This is a genomic window from Brevibacillus gelatini, from assembly GCF_050920745.1.
GTDB lineage: Bacteria > Bacillota > Bacilli > Brevibacillales > Brevibacillaceae > Brevibacillus > Brevibacillus gelatini.
Map to the genome: position 1 here is coordinate 4,220,207 of NZ_CP154342.1, position 23,261 is coordinate 4,243,467.

The following is a 23,261-nucleotide window of genomic DNA, read 5'->3' on the forward strand; positions in this document are numbered from 1 at the left end:
ATATGCCCCTTTTCCTGCGTTTATTCGGTCAGGGAAACTACAGGCTGACGAGGTGGCTTGGGGCCGAAAAACTGATAGTAGTCCACCTTGATATTGCCGTTGTAGAGCTTGCGCTTTTTGCTCGCCTTCCGCCCGAAATGTTCCTCAAACTGCTCGTCCGAGGTGATGATGTAAAAAGACCACGTATCCATGGCTGCAAACGTCTTCCCCATTTCGCCGTACAGCCTGCTGACCTGCTTCCAATCGCCCAGGCGCTCCCCGTACGGCGGATTGCAAATCAGATAGCCGTACTTGCGCTTGGTCCGCACATCGCGCACGTCCATGCGCTGGAAGTGAATCTGCTCGTCCACGCCCGCTTCGGCGGCATTGCGGCGCGCAACCTTCAAGATTTCGTCATCCACATCGGTTCCGATAATCTCCAGCTTCTGGTCGTAGCGGGCCAAATCGTGCGTCTCGGCACGCGCTTCCCTCCAGGCCGTTCTCGGAATGACAGGCCATGCTTCGGACACAAACTCCCGGTTCATTCCCGGTGCGATGTTTTGGCCGATCAGCGCTGCCTCAATCGGAAGCGTGCCAGATCCGCAAAACGGATCCATGAAGACGCGATCCGGCTTCCAGCGCGATAGCAAAATCATCGCCGCCGCCATCGTTTCCTTCAACGGCGCCGTGCCGATCAGCCCGCGGTAGCCGCGCTTGTGCAGCCCCGGCCCCGAAGTGTCAATCGTCAGCGTCGCCACATCTTTGAGCAGCGCTACCTCGATTTTGTACAGCGGTCCTTTTTCCTCAAACCAGTCGCGCTTGTACGTCTTTTTCAGACTCTCCACCACCGCTTTTTTCACGATAGCCTGGCAGTCCGGCACGCTGAACAAGGTCGACTTGACCGATTTTCCTTCGACCGGAAACGTGGCGTCTTCCGTAATCCAGTCGGCCCAAGGCAGGGCCTTTGTCTGTTCAAACAGCTCGTCAAACGTCGTCGCTTTGAATTCCCCTATCTTTAGACGCACACGGTCGGCCGTTCGTAACCACAAATTTGCGCGAGGAATCGCCGAAATATCGGCGGTAAACGTCACTTTGCCGTTGTCCACCTGAACCGGGCCGTAACCGAGCGCTTTGACTTCTTCCGCCACCACCGATTCCAGTCCAAAAGTCGCCGTAGCGATCAATTCTACTTTTTGCATGATGTAATCTCCTGTCCGTCCAAATTGCTTCGGGCTTACCCTTATACTATATTACCCGATTTGCCGACAGGGTTGGTAATCTTGTGCAAAAACAATGCCGAAAGACCCGCCACCAAAAAGCGACGGGTCTGGCATGCGGACTGCCGATACTGGCAATCCTATGAAAATACATTCACTTCCATTCCATAAAAGGGGGAAACGTCGATGCCGGAATTGCCAGAGATGGAAACGTATCGCGGGCTGCTTCACCAAAAAATTGGCGGCGCTGCCATTACCGCTGCCACTGTCCAGCGGGAAAAGACGATTAACGTTCCTCCCGCCGAGTTTGTTCAGACTGTACAGGGCAACCGCCTGACGCTCATCGAACGGCGCGCGAAGCACCTTTTGTTTCATTTGCAGAGCGGGCACGTCCTGCTGCTGCACCTCATGCTGGGCGGCTTCCTCTACTTGGGCACAGCGGAAGACAAGCTGGCGCGAACAGCCCAGGTGACGCTGTCTTTTGGCGAGCGCATTCTTTATTTTCACGGGCTGCGCCTTGGCTATTTGCACCTTTTAACGCCTGACCAGATCGACGAGCGAATGGCCCCGTTCGGCCCGGAGCCGCTCGCACCAGACTTCACGCTCGAACGTTTTCTCGAACGGCTCCAGGAAAAACGCGGCGTATTGAAAACGGCACTGGTCGACCAGCATTGGATCGCGGGCATCGGCAACTGCTACTCGGACGAAATCTGCTTTCACGCGGGAATTTTGCCGACGCGGCGCATTCCCGAGCTGACGGAAAAAGAGCGAGTGCGACTGTACCATTCCATGCAGACAGTGCTTGCAGAAGCGATCCGCTTCGGCGGCTACATGGACCAGCCGCTGTATCGCGGCGACCGTTTGACAGGCGGATTCGACGAGCGCTGCCAGGTGTACGACCGCGGGGGAGATCCTTGCCCGCGCTGCGGACAGCCGATTGAAAAAGGCGAGCTTTCCTCCCGCAAAGTGTTTGCCTGCCCCAACTGCCAGCATTGAAGGGCAAATTGCCCGGTCACTGCCCGACTTGTTCTGCGACCTCCATCTGCTTGACCATGTACACCTGCTCTGTTTCCGAAGGTCCAAAGCCCGCAGCTTCCAGCACTTCGAGCAGCAGCCGCTCGGATGCGCGCAAATTGAACGTGGACCGCTTGCAATCCAGTTCATACGGCGCATACACATGGGCGAGCGCGACATTCAAAATGGTGCGGGCATCGTTGTGCCCCGGCTGAGCCGCACATTGGCGCAAAACAATCGCGCTGACCTGTCCCGCTTCATTCAGCATTGGTTTGTACAGCGCATACCCGACTGCCTGTCCGTTGCTGTCCTCCACCACCAGCGCCAGTCCGTCGCGCGAGCTCTGCCAATGGTTTTGCCAGGCAGCATCCGCCGCGTAAAACGGCAGAGCCGCCACTTCCTGAGCCAGCACGCTTCTGACCCGGTAGTCAGACTGGTTCGGCGCGTTAAAAGCTTGTGCTGGCAGCGAACCGCTTTGTTGCCAGAACAAGAGGCGGTCTATCACCTCGTAGCCTTTTTGCTCGTACAAGGCAATCGCTTTGCTGTTTTGGCTCATCGCTTCCAGAGTGGCGACCTCCACGCCCGCTTCCCGGTACAGCGCAAGCGTAGCGTCCATCAACTGACGGCCCACCCCTTGCCTGCGATATTCGGTGGCGACACCTGTTCCCCCGTTCCATGCGACTTTTTGACCGCCAATCGTCCTAAGTCCGTTTACGACCAGCCCAATCGGTTCGTCTCCGTCAAAAGCGACGACAGACAAGGACGTTACACAGCCCTCGTTCGCCAGACGCTGCAGCATCATCTCTTCCGTCATCGTAATCGGAATAAAATAGCCCTCAAATCCTCTGTTCCACGCTTTCGTCACTTCGGCAAACGTACAGTCGCTCATCCGCTTGATCGTAATCATCCCATGCACCTTCCATTCTTTTTCGATAAAAATATTTTAATCAGAGAGGTCGAAAAATTCAATCTTTTCCATCCGACATTTCGCTTTCTTTGTCACGCCTGCTTTTCGCATGGTAAGATGGAAAAAATCACGTACCCGGGAGGTTCCTATGCGCAAACAGCTCACCGTAGGCTCTCTGATCGCCGGGCGCTCTCCCGTGCAGACGCCAGCCCCTGCTCCTGTGCATGCCAACATGCCGGAAACAACCAGGCGAGCTGGCAGCTTTTCCAGGCTTCCGGGCAAGCCCCAAACTACCATCCAGCGCAAGCAGGTACAGGTCAAGCAGGACGACCGGACGATTTCGGTTGAACAAGCCCCCTGTCAGACGCTGCTGCAAGCGGCAATCGCGCAGGGACAGCCGCTCTCCTACAAATGCCGGCAAGGCTATTGCGGGAAGTGCCGCGTCCTGGTCGTATCAGGCGGCTCTCTGCTCGAAGCTCCGACCAAGCAGGAAGCAAAAAAGCTGGCCGAACAGCTTGCCTCCGGCTATCGCCTTGCTTGTCAAAGCACTTTTCGCTCTACGATACGGGATTAAAAGGTGGCAGCAGCATGAAACAAACACGTATCCTACTTTTCGCAGGAGGGAGGCTCGGTGACTGGGCGATCCGCCACATTCGCGCAGACGACTGGCTCGTCGGCGTCGACCGTGGCGCACTGTTCCTCGTTCGCCACGGCTTTGCGCCGCGCCTGGCAATTGGCGATTTCGACTCTGTCACCGCCGAAGAAATGGCGGAAATCGAACGCCGCAGCCTTCACGTCTCTTCATGCGACCCCGTGATGAAGGATTTGACCGATACCGAGATGGCGCTCATCTGGGCGCTCCAGCAGCAGCCAGCGGAAATCGTACTGCTCGGCGTGCTTGGCTCGCGCTTCGACCATACGCTCGCCAACGTGCACTTGCTGCGCAAGGCTTTGCGGGAAAACGTTCCCTGCCGGATTGTCGATGAACGAAATGAAATTCGCCTGGTCGACAGCCACTGCACCATCGAGCGGGATCATTTTACGCACGTCTCCCTGCTGCCTTTGACGGCAGACGTCACCGGAATTACGTTGCGCGGCTTTTTGTATCCGCTGGAGAACGCCACGCTCTGCATCGGCGACACACTCGGCATCAGCAACGTGCTCACCGAACAGACAGGAACGATTGACGTAGCGACAGGTCTTTTGCTCGTCATGAAAAGCAAGGATTGAGCCGCACCCAACAAAAAAAGATCTTCGCCGTTACAGCAACGGTGGAGATCTTTTTTCATCCTATTCTTCTTCGACGCGCAGCGGTAGCTGCCAATCAATCTCTTCCATTCCTTGTGAACGCAAAAACGCATTCGCGCGAGAGAACGGGCGGCTGCCGAAAAAGCCGCGATTGGCCGAGAACGGACTCGGATGCGGCGAAGCGATGATGCAATGCCGCTTTTTATCGATGAAAGCTGCCTTCTCCTGCGCGTGCCTTCCCCACAGGATGAACACAAGCGGCCTCTCGCGCTCGTTCAACAGATGGATGATCCGATCGGTAAACTGCTCCCAGCCGATGCCCTTGTGCGAATTGGGGGTACCTGCCCGCACGGTAAGCACGGCATTCAGCATCATCACGCCCTGCTTGGCCCAGTGACTCAAGTAACCGTGCTCGGGAATGGTGCAATTCAGATCGTTTTGCAGCTCCTTGTATATGTTGACGAGCGACGGCGGCGGCTTGATGCCCGGCCGGACGGAAAAGCTCAGGCCATGTGCCTGTCCCGGCCCGTGGTACGGGTCCTGTCCCAAAATGACTACTTTCGCCTGCTCGTAGCTTGTCAGGTGGAGCGCTGTAAAAATATGATACATGTCCGGGTAAATCGTTCGCGTCTGGTACTCTTCCTTCAAAATCTGACGGAGCTTCAAATAGTACGGTTTCTCGAATTCCTCCGCCAATATCGGCGCCCAGTCGTTATGCAATATTGCCATTTTCCTCACCTTGTCCGCTATTCTATCTATTACCTTAACACAAAGTGCCCGATCTCTGAACCATCGCTTCGTCCTGCCGCAAACCGGGACTTGTCTCTTCCAGTCCTACCTTTTTTGCCATTCGTAGTCTATGTTTCCTATTACCCTCGCTTGATAGCTTTTCTCCCATGATCTTTGACATAATACTTTCTGGGAAGATTTAGACAAAGGGAGAGGTTTTTCGACATGAAATGGGACTTGAAATCATTTTTGGGGGGAATTGTTGTCGGTTCCGCACTCTTTTCAGGAATCGCAATCGCGGCTCCGAACTATCCGGATCTGACAGAAGGCACGAAAACGCCGTTTACCTACTACTTTGACGGCGTGCCCAAGTCGCCAAACAGCGATGTCCAGGGCATCATGTACAAAAACTCCGTGTACGTGCCCATCCGCTTCGTAGCAGAAAACCTGAACAAATCCGTCATTTACGATGCCAAAACAAAGTCGATTTTCATCGGCAAGCTGCCAGTTGCCAAAATGTACTCGAAAATGGAAGCAGTCGAGCTGGTCAAAAAGAAATACGCCGCCAGCCTTACTCCTGCACACGTAGTCGAATATGACCACGATGATGAAAAAGGCCATTATGTCATTCATATTTACCAAACCGTCGTGAACAACTTCCAGTCCGGCGACAGCTACACCAGCACATACGGCTGGTTCGTGGTGAATCCGAACACAGGCGAAGTGAAATCTTTGCTGTAAACAGCACTTATCCTATATACCGAAAAGGACAGTGGCATTTGGGGGAGCCGCTGTCCTTTTTCGCGTCGCTGTTCAATCAAGCTCGTATTTTTCCATTTTCCGATACAACGTAGAAAGGCTGATTTGCAGTTCGCGGGCAATCGCCGCCTTGTCCTTGCCCTGCCTGCCGCCGTCCGCCAAATGCTTTTGCAAAAGGGTGCGCTCGTAATCAGCCAGTAGCTGCTCCAGTCCCACTCCCGCCTTTTCCCCGTTCACCGTCTCCTCGCCTGCGAGCAAATACTCCGGCAAGTCGGCCTCGCCAATCGTCGGCCCCTCGGCCATGTTGACCATGTACTCCACCGCATTTTCCAACTGACGGATATTTCCCGGCCAATCGTACGCGACAAGCCGCCTGGCAAGTCCGGCGTCCAGTTCCAGCTTGCCTTTTTGCAAAATCGTCTTGTACCGATGCAAAAAATGCTGCAGGTAAAGCGGGATGTCCTCGCGCCGTTCGCGCAACGGCTTCAGGCGAAGCGGAATGACGTTCAGCCGATAGTACAAATCCTCGCGAAACGTCCCCTCTCTGACCATGCTCTCCAAATCTCTGTGCGTAGCCGCAATGACCCGGACGTCCACCTCCAGCGTCTTGACCCCGCCGACCCGGTCAATCGTTTTTTCCTGGAGGACGCGCAGCAGCTTCGGCTGCAACGACAACGGGATGTCGCCTACTTCGTCGAGAAAAATCGTGCCCTTGTGCGCCAGCTCGAACTTGCCCGGCTTGCCTTCGCGCCGCGAGCCTGTGAACGCTCCGCCCTCGTAGCCGAACAGCTCGCTTTCCAGCAACGTCTCGGGAATCGCTGCGCAATTGACGGCGACAAACGGCTGTCTGGCTCGCTGGCTCTCGCTGTGGATCGCCTTGGCGAGCAGCTCTTTCCCCGTTCCGCTCTCTCCCCGAAGCAACACCGTTGAGATGCTGTTCGCCACTTTTTTCGCCTTGGCGATCACATCGCGCAAGCCCGTATCAGCGCCGATGAGCTGGGCGAAGTAGACCGGGCTGAGCGTTGCCTGGGGCATTTCCTCCTGCATGTTGCAGCCCTTTTCCCGCTCCGCGTCCAGCTCCAGCAGCTTGTGCTCGATCAGTGCGCTCGTATGCTGCAAAAAAGGCATCCATTTTTCCGAATGGTGCAGCATCCTTTCCTTTTGCTCGGGGGAAAACCCGATAATGCCGATCACGCCGACCGTCTTTTCCCGCTTGTGAACCGGAAAACCGATGGTCGCCAGCTCCCGGCATTGCGGCAGAAACTTGCAGTTCATGCACTGCGAGTCGTTCTTTTTCATGTCAAAAATCATGCCCGGCTGTCCGGTCTGCAAAATCATCCGGAAAAACGAACCTTCCGGCGCAGGCAAGCCAACCAGATCTGAATAGTAGCCCGTGCCACTCACCCGTATTCCCTGCTCATCGAGGATCGTGACATCCAGCCCGAGCACTTTGGCGATATTGTCTGCGTACGATTGAATGAACTCCTCTATCCGGGAAAATTCCGTCATGAGCGGCCCTCCTGCCATGTTGCGTTCCTTCGTTCCTTACCCTCTGCCCGTAGCCCCCGCCGCAGGCACACGGGAAAGTGCCTGCTGTAGATCATGAATAATGTCGCTTGCATCCTCCAGCCCGGTAGACAGGCGAATCAAGCCGTCCGTGATATTGAAGGCAAGCCGGTCTGCAACGGGAACAGAAGCATGCGTCATCGAGGCGGGGTGCTGGACGAGCGTTTCGGGATCTCCCAAGCTAAACGATATCATAGCAAGACGCAGCGCGTTAATGAAAGATTTGGCGGCTTCGTACCCTCCCTTGACCTCGAACGAGACGATTCCGCCCATTCCCGCCATCTGCCGCTTCGCCAGCTCGTGCTGCGGATGGGAGGCAAGGCCGGGATAGTAGACGCGGGAAATCGCCGGGTGCTGCGCCAAAAATTCCGCGACAGCCTGGGCGTTGTGGCAATGCTGGCGAACGCGCAAGCCGAGCGTCTTCAAGCCGCGCAAAATCAGAAACGCATCCCAGGCGTTCAGGTTTTGCCCCAAATCGCCCATAATGTGTTTTCTCATGAACTGAATCTGCTCATGTTTTGCGACGATAAACCCGGCAATGACATCCCCGTGTCCGTTCAAGTATTTGGTCGCGCTGTGCACGACGACGTCAGCGCCCAGTTCCAGCGGCCGCTGCAGGTACGGGGTCATGAACGTATTGTCCACGATCACGACAACCCCGCGCGCGTGGGCCAGACGGGACAGCGCCGCAATATCCAGCACGGTCAGGCACGGATTGGATGGCGTCTCAAGGTAGAGCACACGGGTATTCGGACGCAGCGCACGCTCCACCGCCTGCAAATCGGTGCAATCGACGAAATCGACAGCGATCCCGCAGCGCGGAGCCAACGTCGTCAGAAATTTGTAGCTCCCGCCGTAAACGTCCCGTGTACACACCACATGGTCGCCCTGCTGCAAAAAGGCGAGCAGCGCCCCGGAAATGGCCGCCATGCCGCTCGATACGCCCAAAGCGGCCTCGCCGTTTTCGAGCGCGGCGATTTTTTGCTCCAGCGTCGCAATCGTCGGGTTGCCGTACCTGCCGTAATACGTCCCTTCCCGCTCTCCGGCCACGCAGGCAGCAGCAGAATCCGCGTCGGGAAACGCATAGGCGACCGCAGGCACGACGGCAGCCGCGACTGCCCCTGTCTTTTGGCACGGCTCCTGAGCCGTATGAATGATCGCGGTGTCCAGCTTCCAGCCGTTTGTCTTCATCTATCGTCTCTCCTTTTTCTCGATCATCTTTTGACAAAAGTTATTAGCAAGGAGCGTGCCAACGAAAAAAGCGCATCAAACCGCCCCTTTCCGCAGCTCATGCCGGGTTTTCTTCGCATTTTTGCAAAAAGATTTGACCGCAAACGCAAAAAAGCCGTCAGATACACCAACGACTTTTTCGCAAAGCTGACAATGAAGTTTTGCATGGGTAAAAAACGGCTTAGACGAGGATGCCGCCGCTCTTGTGGTACTTCAAAATGCCTTCTGCCGCACGGTACGAGAGCGCCCCCATCGTGCCTGTCGGGTTGTAGCCGCTGTTGTGCGCAAAGGCGGAAGCGCCGACGACGAACACGTTTTCCACGTCCCACATTTGCAAGTAGTTGTTGACCGCAGATGTTTCCGGCGTGGCCCCCATGATGACCCCGCCTGTATTGTGCGTCGATTGGTACGGGGTAATATCGTAAGGCCCCAGCTTGCCGCGCACCTCCACTTTGCTGGCGCCCATTTCCCTGGCAAGCTCCCCGCATTTCTCGGACATAAAGGCGGCCAACTGCCTGTCCTGTTCCTCGAAGTCAAATGTAATCCGCATCAGCGGATCGCCAAAGACGTCTTTGTACGTCGGATCGAGATCGAGGAAATGATGGCGGAACGGCAAGGAAGCTCCCTGCGCCCCGACGTTGATCGTCCGGTTCGCGTATTTGAGGGAAGCGGCCTTGAACTCCTTGCCCCAGCTCGGCGTGCCTTCCGGAACCGTGTTGTTGGCAATCGGGCGCTGGCCGTACTGGGAGACGCTGATGTTTGCCCCGTGCAGGAAATTCAGGTTGGAATGGTCAAAATTGTCGCCGTTGTAATCGTCGAGCACCATGCCGAGCGAACCTGCGCCAGCGTAGTTGTTGAACTCTCTGTCCTCGAAAAAGCCAGTCGCTCCGCCGCGCATGACCTGGTAGCAGTAGTTTTTCCCGATGACGCCCTTGCCTGTATTCGGGTCGTACGGTCTGCCCAGCTTGGACAGCAGCAGCAAGCGGGCATTGTTGAACACATAGCTGGTCAGCACCACAATATCTGCGGGCTGCTCGATTTCCTCGCCCGTCGTCACATCCGTGTACAGCACGCCTGTCGCTTTGTTGCCTGTATGTAAAATGCGGCGCACGTGGGAATGCGTGCGAATTTCGAACTTCCCGGTCTTTTTCGCCACGGGAATGACCGTGACAACCGGGTCTGCCTTCGCGCCGTATTCACAGCCAAACCGCTCGCAAAAGCCGCAATATTGACAGGCAGCCCGGGAAATGCCGTCCGGATTGGTGTACGCTTCCGACAGGTTAGCGGACGGAAGCGGGTACGGATGCAAATTCAGCTTTTTCGCCGCTTCCTCAAACATTTTCAAGCTCGGCGTCATTTTCATCGGCGGCGTCGGGTACGGTTTGGAACGTTTGCCCCCGAGCGGATTTTCTGCTCCCGAAATGCCCGCCATTTGCTCGAATTTGTCAAAGTAAGGCTCCAGTTCATCGTACGTGATGCCCCAATCCTGAAGCGTCATGCCCTCGGGAATTTTCTTTTCGCCATAGCGTTCGATCGTCTTGCTGCGTATCTCAAAATCGTACGGCAAAAACCGGAACGTGTGGCCATTCCAGTGAACGCCCGCTCCGCCCAGCCCCGTTCCCATCAGAAAAGAGCCGTACGAGCGCATGGGGAGCGCGCGAACGTTGGTGTTGCTGCGGAAGGTGATCGTTTCCTTGGACAAGTCCTGCATCATTTCATAGCGGAGCGCGTAGCGCAGTTCGTCGTGGACCATGAAGTAGTCTTCGGTTTTCCGCTCTTTGCCTCGCTCCAGTCCAACGACTGTCAGCCCTTGCTTCGTCAGCTCCGAGGCGATAATTCCTCCGCCCCAGCCTACACCCACGATGACGACATCCACTTTGGGCAGTTTTCTGGCCATGTTGTTTCACCCCGTCCTGTCAGTGTTGATGATCCCGCAAACTCAAAGGTTCCATTTTCACGAATTTGTCTTGCTCGATCACCTGTGTATAGGTCATCTGGTTTCCCGGAAAATTTTTCAGTCTCCAGCCGTCCATGTTTTTATTGCCGCCGTAGAGCGGGTCAGCGTAGATTCCTTCGATTGTGCTTGCGCGCAGCATTTTGAAAAAAGCGCTGGCGGAGACCGCGGTCAGCTTCACCTCGTCTGTCTCAAACGCCTTCAGCACGGCGTCCTGCTGCTCAGGCGTAATCTCGTAAAAACGTTTGCCATATGTTGACTGGCTGTAGTTGTTCAGCTCCTGAATCCCGATGTCGAATATTTCCCGCCGCTTCAGCCTGCCCTGATAGCCCTGGGTCGCTTCCCCCGGATAAAAAGGACCTTGCATGTATTCGCGGGCGTTGAACCCCCAGTCGCCTGCCAACTGGTGGTCGATAAAGTAAGCCGCGCCGAGCGCCTTTGCCCCCGGGCCGAGCTCGTCCTCTGGGAAAATTCGCTCGCATGCGGCTTCCACTACCTTGAACTGCTCGGGACTGAAATACATCAGCGCCTGATTGTAATCGGCAGCAGGAGCCGGTGCCGCTCCCGGCTGCTGTGGTGCTTCCGGCCTGCGGAGCAGACTGCCTGCCACTCCCCCGACGACCAGTCCACCGAGCACCAGGCCTGTGTTTTTCAAAAAGTGTCGCCGTGACACTGGCTGCTCATATTTGTTGTTTGATTCTGCCAATCCTACCACCTCCTGTTATCTCTCCCCTTGGTTTGCGCATTTTTCCGACAGGCTAAACGTATTTTCCGGAAATTTTCCCAACATGCTCCACACATAGTTTCCAGAGGAAAACAAAGGATATGGTTACTTACACAGCACCAGTTGGAGGGATTACAATGAAACGCTTAGGCACATGGGTGGGCAGCACCGGATTGGGCATCGCGCTTCTGCTTGCTGCCTGCAACAACCAGGCTGCGCCGCAAGAACCGGCCCGGACACAAAGCGTACATCCGGACAGAGCGGGCGAGACGGTCATTCCCAGCGTAGACCGCGACAAAAAGCTGACAACCAATGCACACGGCACCACTTTCAGCGGAATGGGCAACAACCTGTACAGCTCCATCGGCAGTTCGCATCTGCACAGCGGCGGCCCCTCGACCAAGCTGGAAGCACAGCTCGGTGCAGCCGGAGTGCACGGCGTCCAGGCATTGATCGTCGGCGATGCGATTTTTCTTGCTCCGGCGACTGCCAACCAGGCTTCGATCAATTCGATGGACCCGATGCAGTCCCACCTGCTGAGCAACTATGCGGGCAGCAGCAGCAGAGGCAACGATACGGCAAACGGCATCGCAGGGGCGAAGGCGAGAACCAACACGACAGGCGTGCTCGGCACCAGTGATCGGGACGCTTTGTTCACGCAGGCGCGCACCGTCGTAGAGCGCCTGTACGGCACGGATGCGAAAATATGGACGGTCCATTCAAAAAAAGGAATCGACTCGCTGGAAAAAGTGAAAAAGTATTTGCGAGACAACAACCGGGACAAAAAAATGGCGGACGAGCTGGACAGGCTCTTCCGCGAGGCGAAGCGATAGCGATAGACAAAAGGGACAAGCAGCGCGCTTGTCCCTTTCAATGCCTTCACCGTCTCCTGCGGATGCGTCACCATCAGCAAATGAAGCGGATCCTCTACTCATCAAATTTCACCAACTCCAGCCGCGCCCCCTTGATTTTGACCAGATAGAGCAAATAAACAAGGCCAACAAACGTCCACAAAAGTCCGAGCATCATGGATTGGGTGTCAAGGCTGAGCCATAAAAACGCGAGAAACGCCGTACCAATCAGCGGCGCGAGCAGGTAGCCCCACCAATCGGCGATGCTCCTATCCTGCTTGAACCTGAGATAGAAGGCGATGACGCTCAGGTTGACAAAGCTGAAGGCGATCAGCGCCCCGAAGTTGATGAACGACGTCGCGGTCAACAAGTCCAGGTACAGGGCGGACAGCATCAGCGTCCCGACCAGCAGGACGTTGAGAAGCGGCGTTTTCAGCTTCGGATGCACATAGCCAAACCATTTTTTCGGCAAATAGCCATCCCGCCCCATCGCGTACAAAAGCCGCGTGACGCTGGTAACTGACACAAGCCCGGATGCGAGCGTAGACGACAAGGCTGCCGCCAAAAAGACAAGCTGAAACACGGAGCCGCCGATAAACAGCGCAATTTCCGCCGAGGCAGCTTCCGGGTCAGACAATACGGAAACATCAGGGAACAACGACTGCATAAAGTACGAAGCGGTAATGAACAGCGCTCCCCCTGCCAGCGCGACCAGCAAAATCCCTCGGGGAATCGTCTTTTTGGCCTCGACCGTTTCCTCGGTCAGCGTAGTCACGGCATCAAAGCCCAAAAAGGAAAAGCAAAGAATCGAGGCACCCGACAGCAACGCGACTACAGACAGATCGGGCGAGAAGAACGGCTGAATGTTGAATATGTGCCCAAGCCCCTCTCCCTGAACCAGGCCGCGAATGGACAACCCCGCAAACAAAACGACAAAGGCGATTTGAAACAGCACGAGAAACGAGTTGACGGAAGCCGTCACGGTGACGCGGAACACATTCAATAGCGTAATCAGTACGATAAATCCGATAATCCACCACCTGGTCGGCACCTCGGGGAAGACGGACGATAAATACACCCCTGTCAGCAGGGCGTTAATCATCGGCAAAAACAAATAATCGAGCAGCGACGCCCATCCGACCAAAAATCCCGCATACGGATGAATCGTTTGCTGCGTGTACGTGTACGCGGTCCCTGCCGACGGGAATGCGCGAACCATTTTCCCGTAGCTCGCGGCGGTAAACAGGATCGCAAGCAGCGTCACTGCGTAGGCAGCAGGAACATGTCCTCCTGTCTCTTCAGCAACAATGCCAAAAGTATCAAAGACGGCCATCGGAGCCATGTACCCCAGGCCAATTACGACGATATGCCACAACTTCAAGCTGCGTGTAAGCTCTGCTCTCCCATTCACTGCCTGTCCTCCTTCTTGCGATGCAACATGAATAATTATACACGCGAATGAGAAAAGTTCCATGCTTGGCCTGATGAAAAAACGCTGTTGCACACGGTTTCCCCATGTCGCAACAGCGTTTTTGTGTTGGTCACAGCCTGCGTTTGTCCTACGCTTTTGGCAGTTCGAACGAGCTTTTCAGCGAAACGATCCGGTTAAAGACCAGCTTGTCCGCCGTCGTATGCTTGGGATCGACATTGAAGTATCCGTGACGGAAAAACTGGTATTTGTCCTGCGCCTTCGTATCCTTCATGTTCGGTTCTACGAATCCGTTCACGATTTCCAGGGAATTCGGGTTGATGTTGTCCAGAAAGCTTCCTTCCGCATCCTCATCTTCCAGAATCAGCGGCTCGTACAAACGGAACTCGGCAGGTACAGCCTGGCTCGCCTCTACCCAGTGGATGGTCCCTTTTACCTTGCGTCCTGTAAATCCGCTGCCGCTCTTCGTCTCCGGGTCGTAGGTGCAATGCAGCTCGATGACATTGCCATCCGCGTCCTTCACCACGTCGTTGCATTTGATGAAGTAGGCGTGCTTGAGACGAACTTCATTGCCAGGGAACAGGCGGAAATACTTGCTCGGCGGGTTTTCCATGAAGTCGTCCCGCTCGATGTAAATTTCGCGGGAGAACGGAATTTGGCGGTGTCCCATCTCCGGATTTTCCGGGTTGATCTCCGCATCGAGCATCTCGACCTGGCCTTCCGGATAGTTCGTAATGACGACCTTCAGCGGATTTAGCACAGCCATCGTGCGCGGCGCTTTCAGCTTCAGGTCCTCGCGGATGAAATGCTCCAGCATTTTCGCGTCGACGGTACTGTTGCTGCGCGCTACCCCGATTTCACGGGCAAATGCGCGAATCGCTTCCGGTGTATAGCCGCGACGGCGGAAGCCCGCAATGGTCGGCATGCGCGGATCGTCCCAGCCATCGACGATGTTTTCGTCTACGAGCTGTTTCAGCTTGCGCTTGCTCATGACCGTGTTGGTCAGGTTCAGGCGGGCAAACTCGTACTGACGCGGAACGTGCTCCATCTCGCATTCGCTGATGACCCAGTCGTACAGCGGACGATGGTCTTCGAATTCGAGCGAGCAGAGCGAGTGGGTCACGCCTTCAATCGCATCTTCCAGCGGATGCGCAAAGTCGTACATCGGGTAAATGCACCATTTGTCGCCCGTATTGTGATGGGTCGCGTGGGAAATACGATACAGAACCGGATCGCGCATGTTGATGTTCGGGGAGCTCATGTCGATTTTGGCACGCAGCACTTTTTCACCGTCTTTGAACTCACCGTTGCGCATCCGCTCGAACAGGTCGAGGTTTTCCTCCACAGAACGGTTGCGGAACGGACTGTCTACACCCGGCTCGGTCAGCGTTCCGCGCAGCTTGCGAATCTCTTCGGCAGACAGATCGTCCACGTAGGCTTTGCCTTTTTGAATCAACAGCACCGCACGCTTGTACATCTCTTCAAAGTAATCCGAGGCAAAAAACAGCCCGTCCCATTCAAATCCAAGCCATTTGACGTCTGTTTTGATCGCTTCCACGTACTCAGTGTCTTCTTTCACCGGATTGGTATCGTCAAAACGGAGGTGAGCCTTGCCTTTGAATTCGCTTGCCAGCTCAAAGTTCAGGCAGATGGCTTTTGCATGTCCAATATGAAGATACCCGTTCGGCTCCGGCGGAAAGCGGGTAATCACTTCCTTGACCTTGCCTGATTGCAGGTCGTCAATCACGATGTTGCGGATAAAGTTGGATGACGCTACCTTGTTTTCCAATGAAATCAACCTTTCACTTCACCTTTACATTCCATAATACTGATTCTCCTCCCAGAGTTCAACAAAATCGGGCCGTTGTCCGGCCCGCTGCGGCTACCACTCCTGCTCTTTTGACCATTGCGACTGTGGCTGGCAATACAGCGAAATGATGGAGTCGAGGGATCGGCGCTGCTCGGTAATGCCGCGAATCGTTTGCAAATGGCTCGGTTGTACGAGGTGGAGCAGCGGCTGTTCAACCTGATTGAATCGTTCGAAGGCGGCTGCCGCAATCTCATCCCATTGGCGATAATAGCGAAGCAGGTCGTCAGGCATCACCCTTGAGCGAGTCGTGCCCGGCTCCGGCAAGCAGTCAAACGGTTCATCCAGGTTCAGCGTTCCGTAATCATCAGTCAGTTCCTCACCCGGCAAAATGTCTCGTGCCGCCAGCTCCAGATCGTACATCGTCGCCACACAGGTTGGATGGAAGCTGTGGTTGACAAACCGCGCCTTATCCCAGCAGAGAATGTATTGTCCGAACTGGTTTTTGAACGAATATTTCAGCACATCCTGTTTTCTCAATGGGTCCAGTTTTTCCACAAAGGCTGGGTCCAATACCTGATCGAGATCATCCTGGACCCAGACAATTGTGCCTTTTGGAATCAATTTTGTCGCAAACACACCATACCCGATCTCATCGTTGATATAGCGAAGCTCTGTATCGGGATGCATCATGGTCGTTGTTTCACTCCTTGGCAAATGTGCCTTTTTCCCATCATAAGCAGTTCCGCCAGCGAAGGTGTGTGAATGTCTGTGAAAAACATACCTCCCTGACCCTTCCTTATTTCTAAAGGAAAAGTAAATTCCGTATTTACATAAATCGACAAATCGTCTATAGTATTGACAAAAGGGTTTTAGGATATTTTTCCTGTACCATTTGCATCAATATATCCATTGATATCGAAACGGCAAACCCGGAGAAATCCGGCGACGCAAAGCTAGAGGGGCTACTTCCGCACGTGCGGCCATGCCAGCCAGCTACCGAAGTATTGATGTAGGACAAGACCAATGATCCTATATCATTGGTCTTTTTATGTGCTCGAAAAATGTCTAGTTTTGTCTATTTTTGTAGATACAGGATCTTTTTAAGGAGGTGAGGCTGCAAAAAGCTGTCAGATTGTTGCAATCCTTTCACAAAAATACAAAGGAGGCTTCATCAGATGTCATTGTGGAAAAAACTTTCTACCGTCGCATTGAGCGCGGCAATCGGGCTGACAACATTCGCTCCGGCCCAAGCTGCCAATCGCCCAACATCCATGTCGCCAAATGCAATGGTCACAACCCCACACTATTTGGCTACAGCTGCAGCCCTGAAAACGCTGGAAGACGGTGGAAACGCAGTAGACGCCGCAATTACCGCAGCTTCTACCCTCTCCGTTGTCTACCCTCACTACACAAGCATTGGCGGGGATAGCTTCTGGCTCATCTACAACGCCAAAACAAAAGAGCTGAAAGCGCTGAACGGCAGTGGACGAGCTGGCGAAAAAGCAACCATCGAATACTACAAAAGCAAAGGCTATGACAAAATTCCTTCCCGCGGCTACGAGGCGGCCAACACCGTTCCCGGCGTTGTTTCCGGCTGGTGGGAAGCCTACAACTACGCACACAAGAGCATGGGCAACAGCAAGCTGCCTTGGCACAAGCTGCTGGAGCCTGCCATCGGATACGCTGAAAACGGATATCCCGTATCACCTAACCAGGTTTACTGGACTCAATACGCGATTGATCCTACTGACAACGATCTGAAAAATCTCCAGCGCTTTGAGGGCTTCCGCAAAACGTTCCTGAAGCCGAACGGAGAGCCGTACGCCGCAGGCGAGATTCTCAAGCAAAAGGACCTTGCCAAAACGCTGCGAATCATTGCCCAAAAAGGTGCTGACGGATTCTACAAAGGCGAAGTCGCGCAAAAAATCGTAGCAGACCTGCAAAAAAATGGCGGACTACTCACGCTGAAAGACTTCGAGAAGCACACCTCCACCTGGGCAGACCCAATCACTGTAGACTATCGCGGCTACAAAGCGTACAACATGCCGCCGAACTCTCAGGGAATGGCTTCCCTCTCGATTCTGAACGTGCTGAACAACTTTGACCTCAAGAGCATGGGCGAAGGAACAGCGGATTACTACCACGTCATCGTTGAAGCGACCAAGCAAGCTTTTGCCGACCGTGACAAATGGCTGACTGACCCGGCATTCGTAGATATTCCTGTGGACGAGCTGTTGTCGAAGGAGCACGGAAAAGCACTGGCAGCGCGCATTGACATGAAACAGGCAGCAAAAACAGTCGAGCCGCTCGATCCAAAAGGCGATACGACTTGGTTTGGCGTCGTGGACAAGGACGGCAATGCCGTGTCGGTAATCCAGAGCCACTATTTTGACTGGGGCTCCGGCATCGTTGCCAAAGACACAGGCGTTCTGTTGCAAAACCGCGGCAGCTACTTCTCCCTGGACCCGAACCATGTCAACCACCTGGAGCCAGGCAAACGCACCTTCCACACGCTTAACCCTGCCATGCTCTTTAAGGGAGACAAGCCTTACCTGCTCTACGGAACACAAGGCGGCGAAGGCCAACCACAAACACAGGCTGCAATCGTCACACGCATCATCGACTTCGGCTTCAGTGTACAAGATGCGATCGAAGCACCAAGATGGCTGCATGGCCGCAACTGGGGCTCTGCCTCCAACAACCTGAAAGTCGAAAGCCGGATTCCGCAAGACGTTCTGGATGAGCTGGTGAAACGCGGCCATCCGGTCGAAAAGCTGGAAGCGGCCTTCACCGACGCAATGGGACAGTCCGGCGCTATCTTGATTGACCCGGTTACAAATGTGAAGTTTGGCGGCGCTGACCCTCGCGGTGAAGGCGCGGCACTGGGATACTAATCGCTCGTCAGGCTGCTGAATTTCCTTTGGCAGCCTGACTGTGCTTTCTCTTTTGTACAGGCAGCGCTTTCTGCATCCTTTTTGCAAAAAGCGGCTGTCAAGCTCGAAATAGGGGTGGGAAAAGCCTATGTTTTTGCTCAAAAAACTAAGGAATAAAATGATTCTTTGGTTTCTCGCCGTCGCAGTCATTCCCCTTGCTGTCGTTTCTCTGTATATTACAAACAGCTTTTCATCCATCCTGATCGACAAGCAAAAAGCTTCTTATGTAGACCTGACCTCCAGTACGGCACTTGCGATGGATCAATATTTGGACCGACGCATGACCGAAATTCAGGTTTTGGCTCGCACCTCAGACATTCAATCCGCTGACGCGGCAGCGAAAAACGAGTTCATCCAAAAGTTTACCGAAGAAATGAAGCTGTACGACGGCAACACGTTTATCGGCAGCGACGGAAAAGTATCCGCTGATACGTTTCCGAAAAGCATCGGGATTGACCTTAGCGAGCGGCAATTTTTCAAAGATGGCATGCAGGGCAAACCGAGCTTCTCTGATGTCCTGGTCGCCAAAACAACAGGAAACCGCTCCATCATTGTCGCTTCTCCTGTCACCGGAAAAAACAAAGAAGCGCTTGGCGTCCTGACCGGGCTTGTCAATGTGGACCAGTTCACAGCAATGTTTCTGGCCAATTTGAATGCAGGCGGCGACGGCTACCCGATTCTGGTGGACAGACTGCACCAGATTCAGTACCATCCCAACCAGGAGCTGATCGGCAAGCCGCTTGATGAATCAGCACTGCCGCAGGCTTTAGTGGACATTTTGAAAGCAGACAAAACCGAAAAAGGCTCCTACAGCTACATCGATCAAGGCAAGGAATACGTCGTCACCTACTCCCCGATTCCGACAACAAACTTTGGCTTGTATCTGCATATTCCGGTTGAATCCATCACGGGTGCTGTTTCTTCCATCAGCAACAGCGTCATGTTCATCGTCTTTGGTGTAGTCGCTGTGGTCATCGCTGTTGCGTATGTAATCTCCCAGCAAATCACCCGCCCAATCGTGGATGTGGCTTCCGTAGCCAACCGTATTTCCGAGGGCGAGCTAACCGTGCAACCTCTGAAAATCCGCTCGCAGGATGAAGTCGGGCAGTTGTCCCAGTCGGTAAACACGATGGTGCACAACCTGCGCACGATCATTCAGCAAGTCAACGATACAGCTACAGACCTCGCCTCTTCCGCAGAGGAATTGTCCGTCAATGCGGAACATACCAGCAAGGCTACGGAACAGATCGCCGTTACGATCCAGGAAGTGGCCTACGGCGCGGAAAAACAGGTCCGAAGCGTAGAAGAAAGCGTACACGCCATGCAAAGGGTGTCAGAAGGGGCGAAGCAGGTAGCCGCAAATGCCCAATACGCGGACGAATCCGCCATGAGCGCTTCCCAAATCGCTGTAGAAGGCAATCAGGCGCTGCAAGTCGTCATCAGCCAGATGCACTCCATCGAAAATACGGTCAGCAACATCGCCGATATTGTCAAACGGCTGGGTAACAGCTCGCAGGAAATCGGGCAAATCGTGCAGGTCATCACGGCGATTGCGGAGCAAACCAACCTGCTCGCGCTAAACGCCGCAATCGAAGCCGCGAGAGCAGGCGAGCAAGGCCGCGGATTCGCCGTGGTAGCAGACGAGGTGCGCAAATTGGCCGAGCAATCCGCCCAATCGGCGCAACAGATCAAAGAGCTGATTACCACGATTCAACTGGAATCCAATCAGGCGGTGCTGTCAATGGAGCAAGGCACCAAGGAAGTCGCAATCGGCCTGACGGTAGTGAACAACGCCGGAAAATCGTTTGAACAGATTCAGGATGCGGTTGCACAAGTAGCCAGCCAGATCCAGGAAGTGAAAGTGCACTCCGAGCAAATGACGGCCGGAACCGAAAAAGTCGTGGAATTGGTCAGCGTCATCGAGGAAGTCGCTGAAAACTCGGCAGACGGAACACAGAGCGTGTCCGCCGCTACCGAGGAACAACTGGCTGCCATGGAAGAAGTAAACTCCTCTGCTGCTTCTTTGGCGAGAATCGCAGAAGAACTGCAATCGCATGTAAGCCGATTCAAAATTTAGCATCAACCAAAAAACGCGCAAAAGCCGTCGGGACCGATTCTCCCCGACGGCTTCTTTTTCACGCTTGTTTACCCATTTTCAGCATCCGGTCAGGATGGTTGGTGCAAATTTGCACCTCTGGATGCCAGGACATGACTTCCTGAATATGCGCAGGCTTATCCAGCGTCCAGGCTACGACCTTGAACCCTCTCTCAATCGCCGCTTTTGTCAGCTCTCGCGTCAGGTACGGATAACCCATGGACAGGATGCTCGCCCCTGCCGCCTCAAGCTGCTCCAGCATGAGCACGGGACGGCCGTAGACGATCAGCCCGGTCTGCACCTCCTGATCGAGCGTGCGCACGTGACGAATCAGTTCGTGGTCAAACGACGTCAGATACACTTCCCGCTTCATTCCGTACTGCTCCACCAGCGCCAGCACCTTTTCGGCAATTCCCGGATACATGTCGCTTGTGGCCTTCAACTCGATGTTCAGCGTGCAGCGGCCCTTGATCGCCGCCAGCGCTTCCGCAAGCGTCGGGATTTTTTCCCCGGCAAACTTCTCGTCAAACCAGTTGCCCGCATCGAGCTGGCGCAGTTCCGCAAGCGTGTGGTCTTTGACCAGACCGCTTCCGTTCGTCGTGCGCTCCAGCGAAAAATCGTGAATCAGTACCGGAACACCGTCGCGCGTCAACTGCACGTCAATCTCCATCGCCTGGATCGCAGGCTCAGCCAGCGCCAGTTGAATCGCCGCCATCGTATTTTCCGGTGCTTTGCCCGACCAGCCGCGATGGGCCATACATATGTTCATGTCGCGAGCTCCTCTCTGTAGCGTGTCGTTCTTTGTAGCCAGGGGCCATCGGTCGTAGATAGCCGTAGCTGCTCCCATGTCAAATTTGGCATTTTTCTTCCATCCCGTCAACAATTCGGTTGTGGTTTGCATGATAATGCACCCGCATGAAGACAACATGAAGCATTTGTAAAAAAAGGGCAAAATTCCTGTAAGGATGCGATTGACGAGAATCACTGCACAGGAGTATTATCCATCTATATTCAAATAATCAAATATTCGAATATACGAAAAGAAGGGTTGTTACATGAAGTGGGCCGCCAGATTTGAGGGCTACAATACGCAAGCATTCAGAAAAGACTGCATTTCAGGGCTGATCGTAGGAATTATCGCTATTCCGCTTGGTATGGCATTCGCGATCGCCTCAGGCGTCAAGCCGGAGTACGGGATTTACACCACCATCATCGCAGGTACGCTCATCTCGCTCTTTGGCGGTTCCCGCTACCAGATTGGCGGGCCGACCGGGGCGTTTATCCCGATTTTGTTTGCCATCGTCATGCAGTACGGCTACGAGGATTTGCTGCTCGCGGGCTTCATGGCCGGGATTCTTCTCGTCCTGATGGGCGTTCTGAGGCTTGGCGGGCTCATCAAATTTATCCCCCGCCCCGTCACCATCGGATTTACCGCCGGCATTGCCGTTATCATTTTTACAGGGCAGATCGCCAATTTTCTCGGTCTGTCACAGGTGCAGCGGCATGAGGACTTTTTGTCCAACATGAAAGAAATCGTCATTCATCTGGATACGATCAGCCTGTACAGCGTAGCGACGGCAGTCTTGAGTCTCGCCATTATTTTAATCACGCCGCGCTTCGTGCGAAATGTTCCAGGCTCGCTCGTCGGCCTGGTCATTTCCAGCGTTGTTGCCTTCCTCTTTTTTGAAGGAAAAGTCGCGACAATCGGTTCGACCTTCGGGGAGATTCCGAGCGCGCTGCCCCGCTTCCATTTTCCTGAAATTACGCTGGAGCGCGTCCAAAAACTGCTGAGTCCTGCCCTCATCATTGCTATACTAGGAGCGATAGAGTCTTTGCTGTCTGCGGTTGTGGCGGACGGTATGACACGCAGTCGCCACAACAGCAACCAGGAGCTGATCGGGCAAGGCATCGCCAATATCGTGACACCGCTTTTCGGGGGAATCCCTGCGACAGGCGCGATTGCCAGAACCGCAACGAACATCCGCAGCGGAGCCACCTCCCCTGTGTCCGGGATCGTCCACGGCATCGTCGTCCTGCTCATTCTCATCCTGCTCGCTCCTTACGCCTCGCACATTCCGCTGGCGAGCATGGCGCCGATCCTGATGCTGGTCGCCTGGAACATGAGCGAGCGCAAGGAATTTGCGCACATCCTGAAAGCAAAGACGAGCGACTCTCTCGTGCTGCTGATTACTTTTTTGCTGACTGTCTTCACGAATCTGACTACCGCCGTCGAGGTCGGGCTGGTGCTTGCCGTGCTGCTGTTTATCAAAAGAATGCGCGAAAGCCTGCAAGTAGCCAAAGTATTGCCTGACCCTTCCCTGAAGCACGAGAAGGTCATGCCTCACATGGTGACGGCTCAGCACGATTGTCCGCAAATCAGTATCTACACGATTGAGGGTCCGCTCTTTTTCGGGGATGCCGATCTGTTCGAAAGCTCTCTGACGAGCACATTGCAGCATCAGCCGAAGGTGTTGTTGCTGCGAATGGGCAAAGTCCCGTTTCTGGACATGACGGGCGAGGCCAATTTGTCGCGGATCGTGCAGCAATGCATGAGCCAGGGCACAACGGTTCTCGTCTCAGGAATCCAGAACGGACCGAAACAAGTTTTGCAGCGCACGGGACTTTTTGCGCTCATCGGCGAAGCACACTTTTTCGACCACACCGGAGATGCAATCGAGTACGCCCTTCGTCGGCTGGACGTCGGCAAATGTCTGGGCTGCAAGCACTTTGCTTTCCGGGAATGCGCGAGTCTGGCTGATCCGCACTCGCAAACGACTTGCGTGAAGCAAACATCTCATATGTCGGTATGACGAAAA

Annotated in this window: 19 protein-coding genes and 1 riboswitch; of the genes, 8 read left to right on the top strand and 11 right to left on the bottom strand. The window is 54.6% G+C overall.

What is annotated here, in order from left to right:
• Nucleotides 1-20 precede the first annotated feature (20 nt).
• Nucleotides 21-1,178, bottom strand: a complete 1,158-nt coding sequence (locus AAFJ72_RS20285) for a THUMP domain-containing class I SAM-dependent RNA methyltransferase (protein WP_432775471.1) — start codon at nucleotides 1,176-1,178, stop codon at nucleotides 21-23.
• Nucleotides 1,179-1,382: 204 nt separating this feature from the next.
• Here AAFJ72_RS20285 and AAFJ72_RS20290 point away from each other — a divergent pair, with 204 nt between their 5' ends.
• On the top strand, nucleotides 1,383-2,192 hold the full coding sequence (locus tag AAFJ72_RS20290) for an Fpg/Nei family DNA glycosylase (RefSeq protein WP_432775472.1): 810 nt from the start codon (nucleotides 1,383-1,385) through the stop codon (nucleotides 2,190-2,192).
• A gap of 16 nt (nucleotides 2,193-2,208) precedes the next feature.
• Here AAFJ72_RS20290 and AAFJ72_RS20295 read toward each other — a convergent pair whose 3' ends face one another.
• Complete coding sequence (locus AAFJ72_RS20295; protein ID WP_122902907.1) at nucleotides 2,209-3,117, bottom strand: GNAT family N-acetyltransferase; 909 nt, start codon at nucleotides 3,115-3,117, stop codon at nucleotides 2,209-2,211.
• A gap of 148 nt (nucleotides 3,118-3,265) precedes the next feature.
• Between AAFJ72_RS20295 and AAFJ72_RS20300 the strand changes: the two genes are divergently transcribed.
• Both AAFJ72_RS20300 and AAFJ72_RS20305 read left to right on the top strand, forming a co-directional pair.
• Nucleotides 3,266-3,691 carry a 2Fe-2S iron-sulfur cluster-binding protein gene (locus AAFJ72_RS20300; protein ID WP_122902908.1) on the top strand — a complete coding sequence of 142 codons (426 nt, stop codon included), beginning with the start codon at nucleotides 3,266-3,268 and terminating at the stop codon, nucleotides 3,689-3,691.
• A 14-nt stretch (nucleotides 3,692-3,705) separates the two neighbouring features.
• On the top strand, nucleotides 3,706-4,347 hold the full coding sequence (locus AAFJ72_RS20305; RefSeq protein ID WP_432775473.1) for a thiamine diphosphokinase: 642 nt from the start codon (nucleotides 3,706-3,708) through the stop codon (nucleotides 4,345-4,347).
• A gap of 60 nt (nucleotides 4,348-4,407) precedes the next feature.
• Here AAFJ72_RS20305 and AAFJ72_RS20310 read toward each other — a convergent pair whose 3' ends face one another.
• Nucleotides 4,408-5,094, bottom strand: coding sequence for a uracil-DNA glycosylase (locus AAFJ72_RS20310; RefSeq protein WP_432775474.1), 687 nt, complete (start codon nucleotides 5,092-5,094; stop codon nucleotides 4,408-4,410).
• A 225-nt stretch (nucleotides 5,095-5,319) separates the two neighbouring features.
• Here AAFJ72_RS20310 and AAFJ72_RS20315 point away from each other — a divergent pair, with 225 nt between their 5' ends.
• Nucleotides 5,320-5,835 (top strand): stalk domain-containing protein, encoded by a 516-nt coding sequence (locus AAFJ72_RS20315; protein ID WP_432775475.1) that lies wholly within the window; start codon nucleotides 5,320-5,322, stop codon nucleotides 5,833-5,835.
• A gap of 72 nt (nucleotides 5,836-5,907) precedes the next feature.
• On the opposite strand, the gene AAFJ72_RS20320 is transcribed toward AAFJ72_RS20315, so the two are convergent.
• From AAFJ72_RS20320 to AAFJ72_RS20335, 4 genes are all read right to left on the bottom strand, one after another.
• A complete protein-coding gene (locus tag AAFJ72_RS20320) occupies nucleotides 5,908-7,362 on the bottom strand; it encodes a sigma-54 interaction domain-containing protein (protein WP_432775477.1) in 1,455 nt (484 codons plus the stop codon).
• Between the two features lie 36 nt (nucleotides 7,363-7,398).
• Nucleotides 7,399-8,610 (bottom strand): trans-sulfuration enzyme family protein, encoded by a 1,212-nt coding sequence (locus AAFJ72_RS20325; protein ID WP_432775478.1) that lies wholly within the window; start codon nucleotides 8,608-8,610, stop codon nucleotides 7,399-7,401.
• Nucleotides 8,611-8,830: 220 nt separating this feature from the next.
• Nucleotides 8,831-10,546: a GMC family oxidoreductase gene (locus tag AAFJ72_RS20330; RefSeq protein WP_432775479.1), complete on the bottom strand. Its 1,716-nt coding sequence runs from the start codon at nucleotides 10,544-10,546 to the stop codon at nucleotides 8,831-8,833.
• Nucleotides 10,547-10,565: 19 nt separating this feature from the next.
• Nucleotides 10,566-11,309, bottom strand: a complete 744-nt coding sequence (locus AAFJ72_RS20335) for a gluconate 2-dehydrogenase subunit 3 family protein (protein ID WP_122902916.1) — start codon at nucleotides 11,307-11,309, stop codon at nucleotides 10,566-10,568.
• Between the two features lie 155 nt (nucleotides 11,310-11,464).
• On the opposite strand from AAFJ72_RS20335, the gene AAFJ72_RS20340 reads away from it, so the two are divergent.
• The gene (locus tag AAFJ72_RS20340) at nucleotides 11,465-12,160 is read left to right on the top strand and encodes a hypothetical protein (RefSeq protein WP_432775480.1); all 696 of its coding nucleotides are present in this window, start codon (nucleotides 11,465-11,467) and stop codon (nucleotides 12,158-12,160) included.
• 94 nt (nucleotides 12,161-12,254) lie between these two features.
• On the opposite strand, the gene AAFJ72_RS20345 is transcribed toward AAFJ72_RS20340, so the two are convergent.
• The 3 genes from AAFJ72_RS20345 to AAFJ72_RS20355 all read right to left on the bottom strand — a co-directional run bounded on the left by AAFJ72_RS20345 (nucleotide 12,255) and on the right by AAFJ72_RS20355 (nucleotide 16,107).
• The gene (locus tag AAFJ72_RS20345; RefSeq protein ID WP_432775482.1) at nucleotides 12,255-13,589 is read right to left on the bottom strand and encodes an APC family permease; all 1,335 of its coding nucleotides are present in this window, start codon (nucleotides 13,587-13,589) and stop codon (nucleotides 12,255-12,257) included.
• A 148-nt stretch (nucleotides 13,590-13,737) separates the two neighbouring features.
• Nucleotides 13,738-15,405, bottom strand: coding sequence for a glutamine--tRNA ligase/YqeY domain fusion protein (locus AAFJ72_RS20350; protein WP_432775484.1), 1,668 nt, complete (start codon nucleotides 15,403-15,405; stop codon nucleotides 13,738-13,740).
• Nucleotides 15,406-15,489: 84 nt separating this feature from the next.
• Entirely contained in the window at nucleotides 15,490-16,107 is a 618-nt protein-coding gene (locus AAFJ72_RS20355) for an SET domain-containing protein (RefSeq protein WP_122902920.1), read from the bottom strand.
• Nucleotides 16,108-16,329: 222 nt separating this feature from the next.
• A riboswitch (cyclic di-GMP riboswitch) is annotated at nucleotides 16,330-16,418 on the top strand.
• A 174-nt stretch (nucleotides 16,419-16,592) separates the two neighbouring features.
• Here AAFJ72_RS20355 and ggt point away from each other — a divergent pair.
• Nucleotides 16,593-18,311, top strand: a complete 1,719-nt coding sequence (gene ggt / locus AAFJ72_RS20360) for a gamma-glutamyltransferase (RefSeq protein WP_122902921.1) — start codon at nucleotides 16,593-16,595, stop codon at nucleotides 18,309-18,311.
• A gap of 127 nt (nucleotides 18,312-18,438) precedes the next feature.
• Nucleotides 18,439-20,427: a methyl-accepting chemotaxis protein gene (locus AAFJ72_RS20365; protein ID WP_122902922.1), complete on the top strand. Its 1,989-nt coding sequence runs from the start codon at nucleotides 18,439-18,441 to the stop codon at nucleotides 20,425-20,427.
• Nucleotides 20,428-20,485: 58 nt separating this feature from the next.
• On the opposite strand, the gene AAFJ72_RS20370 is transcribed toward AAFJ72_RS20365, so the two are convergent.
• Nucleotides 20,486-21,214, bottom strand: a complete 729-nt coding sequence (locus AAFJ72_RS20370) for a glycerophosphodiester phosphodiesterase (protein WP_432775485.1) — start codon at nucleotides 21,212-21,214, stop codon at nucleotides 20,486-20,488.
• A gap of 286 nt (nucleotides 21,215-21,500) precedes the next feature.
• On the opposite strand from AAFJ72_RS20370, the gene AAFJ72_RS20375 reads away from it, so the two are divergent.
• Nucleotides 21,501-23,255 carry a SulP family inorganic anion transporter gene (locus tag AAFJ72_RS20375; RefSeq protein ID WP_432775486.1) on the top strand — a complete coding sequence of 585 codons (1,755 nt, stop codon included), beginning with the start codon at nucleotides 21,501-21,503 and terminating at the stop codon, nucleotides 23,253-23,255.
• Nucleotides 23,256-23,261: the final 6 nt, after the last annotated feature.